The 13,008-nt window shown below is 70.5% G+C and carries 10 protein-coding genes; 4 read left to right on the plus strand and 6 right to left on the minus strand.

All coding sequences use genetic code 11. The features are described 5' to 3' along the window. Nucleotides 1–48: 48 nt before the first annotated feature. The 3 genes from AB0G04_RS01975 to AB0G04_RS01985 all read right to left on the minus strand — a co-directional run bounded on the left by AB0G04_RS01975 (nt 49) and on the right by AB0G04_RS01985 (nt 5,139). Nucleotides 49–2,403 carry a bifunctional polysaccharide deacetylase/glycosyltransferase family 2 protein gene (locus AB0G04_RS01975; protein ID WP_360974782.1) on the minus strand — a complete coding sequence of 785 codons (2,355 nt, stop codon included), beginning with the start codon at nt 2,401–2,403 and terminating at the stop codon, nt 49–51. After that, nucleotides 2,400–3,116: a hypothetical protein gene (locus tag AB0G04_RS01980; protein WP_360974785.1), complete on the minus strand. Its 717-nt coding sequence runs from the start codon at nt 3,114–3,116 to the stop codon at nt 2,400–2,402. Before AB0G04_RS01980 ends, AB0G04_RS01975 begins: the two co-directional genes overlap by 4 nt. A gap of 439 nt (nt 3,117–3,555) precedes the next feature. Beyond that, on the minus strand, nt 3,556–5,139 hold the full coding sequence (locus AB0G04_RS01985; RefSeq protein ID WP_360974788.1) for a glycosyltransferase family 39 protein: 1,584 nt from the start codon (nt 5,137–5,139) through the stop codon (nt 3,556–3,558). 75 nt (nt 5,140–5,214) lie between these two features. Here AB0G04_RS01985 and rsmI point away from each other — a divergent pair, with 75 nt between their 5' ends. Continuing rightward, on the plus strand, nt 5,215–6,072 hold the full coding sequence (gene rsmI / locus AB0G04_RS01990) for a 16S rRNA (cytidine(1402)-2'-O)-methyltransferase (RefSeq protein WP_360974791.1): 858 nt from the start codon (nt 5,215–5,217) through the stop codon (nt 6,070–6,072). 5 nt (nt 6,073–6,077) lie between these two features. On the opposite strand, the gene AB0G04_RS01995 is transcribed toward rsmI, so the two are convergent. Then, nucleotides 6,078–6,998, minus strand: coding sequence for a hypothetical protein (locus AB0G04_RS01995; protein ID WP_360974794.1), 921 nt, complete (start codon nt 6,996–6,998; stop codon nt 6,078–6,080). A gap of 133 nt (nt 6,999–7,131) precedes the next feature. Here AB0G04_RS01995 and metG point away from each other — a divergent pair, with 133 nt between their 5' ends. Both metG and AB0G04_RS02005 read left to right on the plus strand, forming a co-directional pair. Then, complete coding sequence (metG, locus tag AB0G04_RS02000) at nt 7,132–8,937, plus strand: methionine--tRNA ligase (protein WP_360974797.1); 1,806 nt, start codon at nt 7,132–7,134, stop codon at nt 8,935–8,937. Nucleotides 8,938–9,129: 192 nt separating this feature from the next. Beyond that, nucleotides 9,130–10,386: a hypothetical protein gene (locus AB0G04_RS02005; protein ID WP_360974800.1), complete on the plus strand. Its 1,257-nt coding sequence runs from the start codon at nt 9,130–9,132 to the stop codon at nt 10,384–10,386. A 10-nt stretch (nt 10,387–10,396) separates the two neighbouring features. Here the strand turns inward: AB0G04_RS02005 and AB0G04_RS02010 are convergent, their stop codons facing one another. Continuing rightward, a complete protein-coding gene (locus tag AB0G04_RS02010; RefSeq protein WP_360974803.1) occupies nt 10,397–11,431 on the minus strand; it encodes a hypothetical protein in 1,035 nt (344 codons plus the stop codon). A gap of 79 nt (nt 11,432–11,510) precedes the next feature. On the opposite strand from AB0G04_RS02010, the gene AB0G04_RS02015 reads away from it, so the two are divergent. Continuing rightward, complete coding sequence (locus AB0G04_RS02015; RefSeq protein ID WP_360974806.1) at nt 11,511–12,410, plus strand: TatD family hydrolase; 900 nt, start codon at nt 11,511–11,513, stop codon at nt 12,408–12,410. Nucleotides 12,411–12,552: 142 nt separating this feature from the next. Here AB0G04_RS02015 and AB0G04_RS02020 read toward each other — a convergent pair whose 3' ends face one another. Next, nucleotides 12,553–12,972 carry a hypothetical protein gene (locus AB0G04_RS02020; RefSeq protein ID WP_360974809.1) on the minus strand — a complete coding sequence of 140 codons (420 nt, stop codon included), beginning with the start codon at nt 12,970–12,972 and terminating at the stop codon, nt 12,553–12,555. Between the last annotated feature and the right edge of the window lie 36 nt (nt 12,973–13,008).

The following is a 13,008-nucleotide window of genomic DNA, read 5'->3' on the forward strand; positions in this document are numbered from 1 at the left end:
GGCAACCCGCCCCCGGTCGGCTGCAGTTCGCTCGGGGGCGGGCCGGTCTCAGAGCCGTTCCCGTACGTCGTCCGGCACCACCTGGGACGGCACCGGCGGGGCGACAGCCCGTCCGACCGGCCCTCGGTACGGGTCGTCGCCGGTCGGGGGCCAGGTGTCCACCACGGGGGCCACCGACGGTGCGGGTGACGGCGCGGGCAGGGCAACCGCGGGCGCGGCTTCGGGGGACGGTGACCGGGGCGCCAGTCCGGTGCGGTTGAGCTTGTGCCAGCGCAGCCGCCCGCCGGTGAGTGCGGTGGTGGCCGACTGGAGCAGCACCAGGTACATCAGCTGGCGGTAGGCGAACTGCTGCAACGGCAGTGTGAGCAGGGGCCGGAGCGACTCCCGGTCCATCCGGAACGCCACCACCGCGGTGAACAGCTGCAGGGCGAGCATGCCGAGCCATGCGACGGCGGTCTCGCGGAGATCCCAGAAGATCAGGCCGTAGACGAGCATGATGTCGACCACCGGGGCGAGCATCGGCAGCCCCAGCCCGAACAGGGCCAGGAACGGCAGTCCCACACGGCCGAACCGCCCGGACGGCCCGGAGTCGAACAGCGCCTTCCGGTGCTTCCACATCGCCTGCATGGTCCCGTAGCTCCACCGGTACCGCTGCCGGTAGAGCTGCTCCATCGTGGTCGGTGCCTCGGTCCAGGCCCGGGCCTTCTCCTCGTAGACGACGCGCCAGCCGGCCCGGCAGAACGCCATGGTGACGTCGGTGTCCTCGGCCAGGGTCTCGTCGCTGACCCCGCCGACCTGCTGGAGGGCCTGCCGCCGGAACGCGCCGATTGCGCCCGGGACGGTGGGCATGCAGTTCATCACCTCGTAGAGGCGGCGGTCGAGGTTGAAGCCGATGACGTACTCGATGTGCTGCCAGAGGGCGACCGTGGTCTCCCGGTTGCCGACCTTGACGTTGCCGGCGACCGCGCCGACCGTGTGATCGGCGAACGGCTGGACCAGCAGCCGCAGCGAGTCCTCCTCGAACACGGTGTCACCGTCGACCATGACGATCAGGTCGTGCCGGGCCAGGGCCACGCCGGTGTTGAGGGCGTTCGGCTTGCCGCCGTTGGGCACGCGGACCACGCGCACATTGGGCAGGGCCATCCGCTCGACGAGATCGGCGGTGCCGTCGGTGGAGCCGTCGTCGACGACGACCACCTCGATCTCGGGGTGGTCGCCGCCGGCCAGTGAGCGGACGGCTGCCTCGATGCCCTCCTTCTCGTTGTAGGCGGGCACGATCACCGAGACCGGTTCGGTCACCGGTGGGCCCCACTGCCAGCCCGGCTGACGGCGTTGCCGGGCGTGCCGGGTGGCTAGCAGGAGGAGCAGGAGGGTACGGCCGATGGTCAGCGACCCGACCACGAGGAAGAGGGCGCCGATCACGGTGACCAGGCCGTCGGCGAGGCCCACGGTCCAGATCAGGGCGGTGCCGCGCCACTGGTCGCCGGCCGGCGCCGGTGGGTTGAGCGGCAGCGGGGCCGGCGCCTCCGTCTTCGCGGCCTGCTCACGGATGCCCAGGTTGAGGCCCTCGGTGACGGTGGTGAAGCGGTAGCCGCGGGCCTTCATCCGCGGGATGAACTCGTCGAGGGCCGCGACGGTCTGGGCACGGTCGCCGCCGGCGTCGTGGAACAGGACGACGGCGGACTGATCGCCGGGCGGGGTGGCGTTCTGGATGATTTTCGTCGGCCCGGGGCGCTGCCAGTCGAAACTGTCCGTGTCGTTGACCACGACCAGATATCCGAGGGCGCCGGCCTCCTTGATCAGCTTCCAGTTGGCGTCGTCGATCGCGGCGTTCCTGGAGGAGTAGGGGAACCGCGCCAGGCTGGTGCGTACGCCGGTGGCCTTGGCGATCGCCATCTGGTTCTGGGACAGCTCGAGCTCCCGCCGCCACGGGGCGAGCCGCTGCATGTCCGGATGGGTGAAGGTGTGCAGGCCGAGTTCGTTGCCGGCCTCGACGACCTGCCGAGCCAGCTCGGGGTGCCGGGCCACCTGCGATCCGACCATGAAGAAGGTGGCGCGCGCGTCGTGGCGGCGCAGTACCTCGAGCACCTTCGGTGTCCAGGCCGGGTCGGGCCCGTCATCGAAGGTGAGGGCGATGGTGCGGTCCGGCAGCCGGGTGGTGCTCTCCTGGCCGCCGGTGGTGTTGATGATCGGCCCGCCGCGCAGCACGGCGGCGGGCACTCCGGCCTGGTCGCCGACTCCGGTCTCGACGTGGTCGCCGGTGAACTCGGCGTTGATGTAGGCCTGCACGATCAGCACCGCCACAAAGGACCCGGCGAGCAGGACACCGAGGAGCACCCGCGGTCGCGGCAGGATGCGGCGCCGTACGGCAGGCCGGGCCCGGCGGCCGGTTCGGGCACTCATGGCGCGGCCCGGGTGCTGGGTGCGGCCGTGTCCGCGGGGTGGTCCTCGGCGGGCGGTTGCGACGGGACCGGCGTGTCCGCGCGATCGGTGGTGACCCCCGGGGCCGGGATGATGTCGTCCGGCACGGGTCCGCCGCCGCCGGTGCCGCCGGTGTCCGGCTTCTCCACCACGGGCGGCGGGACCGGGGCGACAGGTGTGCCGGAGCCGGGGCCGGGCTTCGGTTGCTGACTCACGGTTGCGGACTCGACCGGTTTGGTTACCGGCCCTGCCGGCGAGCGGGACGGTGACGGGCTGGGGCTCGGTGACTTCGTGGTTCTGCCGGATGTCCGTGGCGAGGCTGACGTGGACCGGCGCGGGCCGGTGGCGTTGCGCTGCGTCGACTCGACGACCGGCCGGGCCGTGGTGGCGCTCGGCGACGGTTGCGGCGTGCGGGCGGGCGGCCGGGTGGGTTGCTGGTCCTCGGATTCTTCGTCGAGGACGGGGAACGGCAGCACGGCGCTCGAGCTGACCGGTCCGCCGGCGAGACTGACGCTGACCAGGCCACCGTAGGCGACCAGGAGCGCGCCGAAGGCCATGGCGAAGCCCCGGAGGACTCGGCTGCGTCGTCCGGTGGAGTCCACGAACACCGGCGCGGGCTCCGGTACGGCGATCACTTCCGTCTCGGGGGAGTGATCGTCGTCGTGGTGCGGGGTCTTGGGCTCCTGCGAAGTCACGCGGCGAAGCTTAAGAACATTTATCGCGATCTTGGCGTAGATCACTCACAAGGGTGACACACCGCTGATTACATGAAATAGGACGAAATGGCGACGCGCGGGTTTGGGCCGGTGGAGTCCGGTGTGCCGGTTCCGTCACGCCATTCGACTGAGCTGCTGTGCGGCGCGAAAACAAATGAGGTTACGCGGTTTTGCCAGCCAATTCGTTGTCGCATTTCCGACTGAATTGCCGAGCAAATCTCGCGAAGCGATACGGGAGATAAGTGAGGTTAGAGCTTAATGTCCGAATATCTGGGATGGTGGGAGCGACGCGACAATCTGGGGCCGGCACCCGTTGTGCGGGACATCTCCGCTCGTTAAGCTCTTCTTGCGCGCCCCAATCGCCCGCTTCCCCCGTGGCAGGCGATCGGGGCGCGCCCTTTCGTTTCTGTGGATCTCGCTAGATCCAGCGGCCGCCAAGCCACATGCGTACCGACCAATCGTCGTACGGCATGAGCGTGCCCACGAAAACCGGGTAGAAGTAGGCGAAACACAGCGCAACCAGGACGACGTAGGTGGACACCACGACCGTGCCCACCAACTGCCGGTCGGTCCGCGCCGCGCCGACCGCCATCCCGCTCTTCGGCGTCATGATCGCCCCGAGGACGTACACCACCGCGAGGATCAGGAACGGCAGCGCCGGCATCGCGTAGAACGCGAACATCGTCCGGCCGTCCTTGACCGCGAAGTAGAACCACGGCAGCAGCCCGGCGACGACCCCGGTCATGATCGCGTAGGCCCGCCAGTCCCGCCGCGCGATGCCGAACCAGGCCAGCGCGCCCAGCGCCGGCAGGAACGACCACCACAGGATCGGCGTGCCGACCAGCAGAATCTCGGCGGCGCAGCTGGGCGCCCCGCAGGTGCCGGCGGACGACCAGTAGAACGCCACCGGCCGCCCCAGCAGCAGCCACTGCCACGGCCACGACTGGTAGGTGTGCCGCTGCGTCAGGCCGGTGTGGAACTTGAACGCTTCCTCGTGGTAGTGGATCAGATTGAGCAGCGGCCCGATGACCGGCGGCTCGCTCCAGCCGTTGTCGGCCCGGTAGTGCCGGAAGTAGCCGTGGTCGGTGACGAACCAGCCGGTCCAGCTCGCCAGGTACACCAGGACGATCAGGCCGAAGGTGAGCACCAGCCAGCCGATGTCACCGAGGATCCCGGCGATGATCGGCCCGCGCACGCCGGCGGACCGGCGGGCCTGAGCGCGCCAGACGAACACCATCGCGGCGAAGAACGGGGCGAAGAACAGGGCGCTCCACTTGACGCTGCACGCCATCCCGAAGCAGACGCCGGAGACCAGCAGCCACCACGGCACGAACCGCGGGATGTGCGGGGTCGCGGACGGGTCGTAGCCCCGCTCCAGCGCCCGCTGCCAGCTGCGCCGGTAGTGGTCGCGGTCCAGCACCATCGCGGCGAACGCCATCAGGATGAACAGGCCGACGAAGATGTCCAGCAGCGACGTGCGCGACAGCACCAGCTGGAATCCGTCGAGCGCCATCAGCAGACCGGCGATCCCGGCCAGCACGATCGAGCGGAACAGCCGGTAGGCGAGCCGGATCAGGATCAGCACCATCAGCGTGCCGGCGACCGCGGTGGAGAACCGCCAGCCCATCTCGGTGTTGCCGTAGATCATCTCGCCGAGCGCGATGAGCCACTTGCCCAGCGGTGGGTGCACCACGTACGCGGCGCCGTTGCTCTTCTCGTCCCACTCGACGCCGTACTGCAGCATGTCCCATGCGTCGGTCGGGTAGTACACCTCGTCGAAGATGTATCCCTTGGGCCGGTCGACCCCGGCGAACCGCAGGATCCCGGCCGCCAGGGTGATGATGGCGGTGACAAGCCACGAGTACGGGTCGAACCGCCGGTCCAGCGTCGACAGGCGCCGCCGGACCACCGCTGGGAGGACCCGTATGCCCGGGGACGACTCCGCCCCGGTGGGGGAGTCCGCGGTGGTGAGTTCTGTCTCAGCTGTGGCCGCCGTCGTCACCCCGCGATCGTAGGCCCAGTCGCTGAGAACCGACGCCCGCCGTCGGCGCGTCCTGGCATGTGATGGACTTTTCCGATGCCTGATGCAGAACAAGCCGGTGGACGCGTCGTCCTGGCGGGCGCGCCGCTGGGTAACACCGGCGACGCCTCGACGCGGCTGCGCGAGGTCCTGGCCTCGGCGGATGTCGTCGCCGCGGAGGACACCCGGCGCCTGGCCCGGCTCGCCAAGGACCTCGGCGTCACGGTGCGCGGGCGGGTCGTCTCCTACTTCGAGGGCAACGACGAACGGCGTACACCCGAACTCGTCGAGGCCCTGCGGTCCGGCGCCGTCGTCGCCGTAGTGACCGACGGTGGCATGCCGAGTGTCTCCGACCCCGGGTACCGGCTGGTCCGTGCCGCGCTGGACGCCGGGTTCCCGGTGACCGCCGCGCCCGGCCCGAGCGCGGTGACCACCGCGCTCGCGCTGTCCGGCCTGCCCAGCGACCGTTTCGTCTTCGAGGGCTTCCTGCCGCGCTCCGGGTCGGGCCGCCGGTCCCGGTTGCGCGAGCTCGCGGCCGAGCCCCGCACGCTCGTCTTCTTCGAGGCCCCGCACCGGATCAAGGGTGCGCTCGAGGATCTGGCGTCGGTCTTCGGCGCGGACCGGCCGGCCGCCGTCTGCCGGGAGCTGACCAAGACGTACGAGGAGATCCGCCGCGACACCCTCGGGGCGCTGGCCGAGGGCGCGGCGCAGGATCCGCCGCGCGGCGAGATCACCCTGGTGGTGGCGGGTGCGCCGGCCGGACCGCCGGCGCAGCCCGCCGACGACGAGCTACGGGAGGCGGTGGCCCGGCGCGAGGCCGGCGGGGAGAGCCGGCGGGACGCGATCCAAGCCGTCGCCGATGCCTACGGTCTGCGCAGGCGTGCGGTCTACACCCTGGTCCACGAGAAAGCCTGACCTGATCAGTACGCCGAGACGAGGAACCCGCCGAGCAGCAGGATCGGTCCGAGGAAACTGGCGATCGTGGCCGACCGCCGGGTGGGCCGGGACGGCAGCCGCCGTGCCCCGGTCGCCTCAGCGATGCCGTAACCGCAGATCAGCACGAGCAGGAAGCCGAGTCCCCAGCGCAGGTGCATGAGAGGCCCGGCCGGGGCGGTGTAGGCCTGGCCGCTGTCGGCGCTCACCATCCGGGCCGGTGAGACGGCGCCGGGATGCCGCCGGTCGCCGGTGATGCCGAGCAGCGTCACCGGGGACACCGCGAAGTTCCCGTCGGCGGTGGCGAACCGGCCGGTGCAGCGCTGGGTCAGGCCGTCGCCCTGGCAGTGGGCCGTCGTCGCGTACCCGTGTTTCCCGTGCCCGGCCGCCAGCCAGAACGGTTCCGCGCTGACCCAGCCGAAGAAGGCCGCCACCAGGCTGAGCACCACCAGGCAGAACAGTGCGGCCAGCGGGTTGTGGGCCGGTGGGCGGCGGCGCCGGCCGGGCGGCCGGTCGGTTCCGGTGGTCTCGGCGGCGGCCCGTTCCTCCTCGCTGAGCCAGAACGGCGAGTTCTCCATCCGTTCCAGCCGGGCCTCGATCTCGGGCTCGCCCAGCACCTCAGGGAGCGGTGTGACGCCCGGCCGGGCGAGCCGCTCCGGCTCGATGATCATCAGTTCGCCGGCGGTGGCCAGCCGCGAGCCCCCGGGTGGCTCGACGGCCGGTGGTTCGGCGAGGTGCTCGGTGAGGTCACGGACCCCGGCGGCGTGGGCGGCGGCGATGGGCGGGCCGGCGTCGGGCTCGTCCCGGCCGGTCTCCCCGCGCCACCAGGCGCCCTCGGGGTCGGACAGAATCCAGGGGTTGACCTGGTCGCCAGGCGTTTCCCCTGGTTGCGGCACGTTTCCGGTCACCTGCTCATTGAACGCCCGAGGCCTGCGGTGAGCACGTCACTGATGGGGCGTGTCGGGACAAATCGGCATACCGCGCGTGGGAGGCGGCAATCCGTTCGCGGGCCGCCCCGAGCGGTCACTACGCTTGTACGTCATGAGTCACGTTCTCGCCGCGGTCGCCTGGCCCTACGCCAACGGCCCGCGCCACATCGGTCATGTCTCCGGCTTCGGGGTCCCCTCCGACGTCTTCAGCCGGTACATGCGGATGGCCGGCCACGACGTGCTCATGGTGTCCGGCACCGACGAGCACGGCACCCCCATCCAGGTGCAGGCGGACGCCGACGGGGTCACCCCGCGCGAGCTCGCCGACCGCTACAACCGGGTGATCGTGGAGGACCTGCACGGTCTGGGCCTGTCCTACGACCTGTTCACGCGCACCACCACGCGCAACCACTACGCCATCGTCCAGGAACTGTTCGAGGGACTGCACCGCAACGGCTACATCGTCGCGCGCACCACGCTCGGCGCCATCTCGCCGTCCACCGGCCGCACCCTGCCCGACCGCTACATCGAGGGCACCTGCCCGATCTGCGGCTACGAGGGTGCCCGCGGCGACCAGTGCGACAACTGCGGCAACCAGCTCGACCCGGAGCAGCTGGTCAACCCGCGATCCCGGATCAACGGCGAGACCCCGCAGTTCGTCGAGACCGAGCACTTCTTCCTCGACCTGCCGGCGTTCGCCGAGGCGATCGGCGGCTGGCTGGACCGCCGGGAGAACTGGCGGCCCAACGTGCTCAAGTTCTCCCGCAACCTGCTCGACGACCTGCAGCCGCGGGCCATCACCCGCGACCTGGAGTGGGGCGTCCCGATCCCGCTGGACGGCTGGCGGGACCGCGGCGACAAGCGCATCTACGTCTGGTTCGACGCGGTCATCGGCTACCTGTCGGCGTCGATCGAGTGGGCCCGCCGCACCGGCGACCCGGAGGCGTGGCGGCAGTGGTGGTCGGCCGACGCGCAGGGCAAGGACGCGCTCGGCTACTACTTCATGGGCAAGGACAACATCGTCTTCCACTCGGTGATCTGGCCGGCCCTGCTGCTCGGCTACTCCGGGGAGGGTGACAAGGCGGGCGAGCCCGGGTCGCTGGGCCGGCTCAACCTGCCCACCGAGGTCGTCTCCAGTGAGTACCTGACGATGGAGGGCAAGAAGTTCTCCTCGTCGCGCCGGGTGGTCATCTACGTACGCGACTTCCTGGAGCGGTACGACGCCGACGCACTGCGCTACTTCATCGCGGCCGCCGGTCCCGAGTCCAACGACACCGACTTCACCTGGGCCGAGTTCGTCCGGCGCAACAACGACGAGCTGGTGGCCGGCTGGGGCAACCTGGTCAACCGGTCCGTCTCGATGGCCGCGAAGAACTTCGGTGAGATCCCGGCGGCCGGCGAACTGACCGACGAGGACCGCGCGGTCCTGGCGGTGGCCAGAACCGGGTTCACGACGGTCGGTGAACTGATCGGCAAGCACCGGCAGAAGGCGGCGATCGGCGAGGCGATGCGGGTCGTCGCCGAGGCCAACAAGTACCTCTCCGAGCAGGCCCCGTGGAAGCTGAAGTCCGAGGAGGACAAGCCCCGCCAGGCCACCGTCCTGCACGTGGCGCTGCAGGTGGTCAGCGACGCGAACACGTTGCTCACACCGTTCCTGCCGCACTCCGCGCAGAAGGTGTTCGAGCTGCTCGGCGGTGAGGGCGTGCACGCGCCGATGCCGCGGATCGAGGAGGTCGAGGATCTTGACGGCGGCCCCGGTTACCCGATCCTGACCGGCGACTACACGACCGGGGCCCGCTGGGAGTCGGTGCCGCTGGTCGCCGGCACCCCGCTGGCGGCGCCGAAGCCGGTGTTCCGCAAGCTCGATCCGTCGGTTGTGGACGAGGAGCTGGCCCGCCTGGGCGGCGAAGAGTCCTGATTCGACGGTACGTCCGAGATGCCCGCCGGGATGACATTCCGGCGGGCATTCTCGTTGTCAAATACGTTGATCTGCCTCTGTGGACTCGGTAAGGTCATCGGAGCCACGGGGGAACGGGGGCGTTTCGTCGGTACGTGTTCGTAGCGGTTGCTCGACTTCTTCATGTGGCATTCCCACCCTTGAAGGAGTTCTGTGAGATCACGCCTTGCGCGTCCCGCTCTGGCGGCATTCGTCGGCGGCGCACTGCTCGCCGGCGGCGCGCTCCACGGCTCGCCGGCCTACGCGAGCCCGGATTCGTCCGCCGACGCCCTGACCGAGAAGCCCGCCGCCGAGTCCGGTACGGCCGACCCGGGTGCCGTCACCCTGGACGCCACCGACCCGGGCACCACCGACCCCGGCACGACTGACCCGGGCACCACCGACCCGGGCACGACTAACCCCGAGCCGCCGACGTCCGAGCCGGACACCACGAAGCCGACCGGCTCGTTCCGCATCAACTACACCTCGGTGTGGGCCGGCCAGCAGATCACGATCGGCCAGAACGCGTCCGAGTACAGCGACCCGGTCGACGCCCAGGACACCCTCAAGCGGGTTGTCAGCTGGGGTGACGGCACCACCACCACGCTCGGCGCGACCACGTTCCTCGCGTCGAAGTCGTACACCAAGGCCGGGAGCTTCAAGGTGACGGTGATCGTCACCGACCCCGCCGGCAACCAGTCGGAGATCCCCGCCCGGACCGTCGGCGTCAGCGTCCCGGCCGGCAAGATCTCGCTCAGCCGCAAGAGCATCTACCAGGGCGGCTCGTTCAAGGTCAACATCGACAAGGTTCCCGCCGGTGCGACCAAGTACCGGATCGACTGGAGCGACGGCTGGGTCTCCGTCCACAACGCGTCCACCCGCCGGCTCACCGGCAGCGTGCTCTACCAGTGGAAGTGGGACGCGGCCAAGAAGAAGTACGTCCGGGTCGGCAACGGGCGCCTCTCCGGCGTGCGGCCGATCAAGATCTCGTGGGGCAGCTCGCGGGGTTACAGCACCTTCCAGACGGGCGCCTGGATCAACGTGGTCAAGGACACCTGGAAGCCCACCGTGTCGATCACGAAGCCGTCGTCGCCCAGCAAGGCGAGCTCCTGGAAGACCATCCGGGGTACCGCGAAGGACAAGGGCGCCGGCCTGCGTCACGTCGGCGTGACCGTTTTCCGGGTCACCTCGACGGGCAAGGCCTACTGCCTGACCCCGCAGAAGAAGTGGAAGCGGTACTACAACGACGCCGACGTCGACAAGTACTGCTACGCCACCGGCTACAAGGTGAAGGTCGTCAACGGCAAGTGGTCGCTCAAGCTGCCGGCCGGCGTCGCCCGGAACCAGTTCATCGCCGTAGACATCTGGGCGTACGACTGGGCCGACCACTTCCGCCAGACCTACCGCACCGCCAAGCTGACCCGCAGCTGACGTTCTCTCGTCAGAGCTGGTAGGCGATGTCCGCGATGTGGTGCTCGGTCAGTTCGTCGACCGGAGCCCACGCCTCGTAGATGCCGCGCTCGTAACACCGGGCGCCGACCGCGTTCACCGTGTCGGCGTCCGGTCGCAGCAGCCGCAGCCGGGCCCACGTCTCGTCCCGCTGCAGCACCCAGCACGGCACCCTGCGCCACCGGGCCTGTTCGGCCCGCCGCGACAGGGTCTGCACCGGGTACCGGGCGGCCCGGGTCAGCGCACGCACCCGGAACTCGCCGGGCGGGTCCGCGACCGCCTCGTACTCGTTGTCGTCGATCCGCCCGACCAGCCTTGCCGACGCGGTCGCGCTGCACGGGACGTACTCCCGATCCGGGCTTCCGCCGGGGATCTCCGACAGCAGGCCGCGCCACCGCGGCCCGGCCAGCCGCAACCAGCCGTGCTGCTCCGGCTGGTACGTGTACAGCACCACCTCGTCACCGCCCGGCAGGTACGCGAGCAGCTGCGCGTTCGCCGACAGCGGGAGATCCGCGAAACCGGCCGTCACGTACTCCGGGACCAGATCGTCGGTGCTCGGGGTGAACCCGGTGCCCAGGACCATCGCCCCGACCCGGGAATGCGCCGGCAGCGCCGACAGCCCCGGCTGCGACGGCCCGGCCGGCACCTCGTAGTCGAGCGGATCGACGGCCCGCCACCGCAGCGCGAACGTGACATGGTCGTCGGACAGACCGTCGGTGCGCAGCAGACCCAGCTGCCGCGGCTCACGCAGGTGGGCGATGTCGCAGGAGCGGTAGCAGAAGCCGTACGGCAGCCAGCCGCCGAGGTGCCCGGCGACCTGCGCGGGGGAGAGGATCTTCGTCATCCGCGTGCCCCGGCGTACCGCCGCGGTCGCCCGGATCCGCCGCAGCCCGGCGTCGTCCCGGTAACCGGCCGACTGGCTCATCGACTGAACCTGCTGCCAGTCGAGGTCACGGCGGAGTGGCGCCATCAGAGGCGGGTCGAGCGGGTCGGCGCCCAGATCGCTGTCCTCACCGGTCACGGTCACGGCCCGGAACCTAAGTGATGCCGGTGGATATCGGATGAACGCCAGGTTGCCGGAAATGTCGACGTGCACAATGTCTCACATGCCTTCGTCACCCCCCGGTCAGTCTCCTTCAGACCGCCGCCGCGCCAAGGAATCGCGCCGAGCAGGCGAGTTCCCGCCGGCCCCGGAGCCGCTCGCGGTCCCGGTCTTCGACAGCCACACCCACCTCGACCTGACCGTGCAGGAGGCCGGCGTACCCGCGGAGGGTGACCCGGTCGAGGTACTGATCGCCGCCGCGGCCAAGAGCGGCGTCGACCGGCTGGTCCAGGTCGGAGTCGACGTCGACTCGTCACGGTGGGGGGCCGACCTCGCCGACGCGCACGGACAGGTGCTGGCCGCGGTGGCCCTGCACCCGAACGAGGCACCGCGACTCTCCGATCTGGACGAGGCGCTGCGGCAGATCGAGGCACTGGCCGCCCGGCCCCGGGTCCGCGGCGTCGGCGAGACCGGCCTGGACACCTTCCGTACCGGCGAGGACGGCCGGGCCGCGCAGGAGGAGAGCTTCCGGGCCCACATCGCCATCGCCAAGCGTCACGGCAAGGCCCTGATCATTCACGACCGGGACGCACACGCCGACGTCCTGCGGGTCCTCGACGACGAGGGTGCCCCCGACCGGGTGGTCCTGCACTGCTTCTCCGGTGACGCCGAGTTCGCCGCCGAGTGCGTACGCCGCGGCTACTACCTGAGCTTCGCCGGAACCGTCACCTTCGCCAGCGCCGCCGCTCTCCGCGAAGCCGCGGCGATCACCCCGCCGGGTCAGATGATGGTCGAGACCGACGCTCCTTACCTCACCCCGACCCCCTACCGGGGCCGGCCCAACGCCTCCTACCTCATCCCGATCACCATGCGGGCCCTCGCCGATGCCTCCGGCACCGACCTCGACACCCTCTGCGCCGCGGTCTCCGCCAACGGCACCGAGGTCTTCGGTTCCTGGACCTGAGATCCCTTCGCCGGTACGGGCAAAGCGGCCCCCGCCTGTCCCGGCTCCCTCGAAACAGCGGCCCAGCCCAGCCGCCAAGCCCCAGCTGTCGCGCACCGTTGTCTCAGCTCGCTTGAGACAGCGGTCCCGTCCAGGTGTGGTTTTAGTCGGTCAGGACCCGGGTGGCGGCGCCGAGCGTGCGGCCCAGCTGCTCCAGCTGGGTCGCGAACGCGGCCGGCGCCGCGTTCAGCGGGCCACGCGACACCATCCGTACCGCCCACCGATGACCCGGCGCCACGTTGTAGATCCGGTGCACCACGAGCGACCCGCGCGGGTCGGCCTCCACCGAGGTCACCCCGCGATACCACCAGTCACCCTGCTGCGTGACCGATCGGCCCGCCCGGTCCACCGTCACCGTGATCCGGCTGCCGTCCCGCACCATCACGAACTCGTTGCCGCCCCGCTCGACCGTGCCGGTCACCGTCAGCGGTGAACGACCACCGGGGGCGACGTCCAGCAGCACCGCGGCCACCGCGTCCGGAGTCGCCTCGATCACTCCGCGCAGCTCCAGCAACTCCGTCATGACTTCCTTGTTACCCGGCGGTGTCCAGTGGCCCGG

Origin of the sequence: Actinoplanes sp. NPDC023801 (genome assembly GCF_040639655.1) — a bacterium.
GTDB lineage: Bacteria > Actinomycetota > Actinomycetes > Mycobacteriales > Micromonosporaceae > Actinoplanes.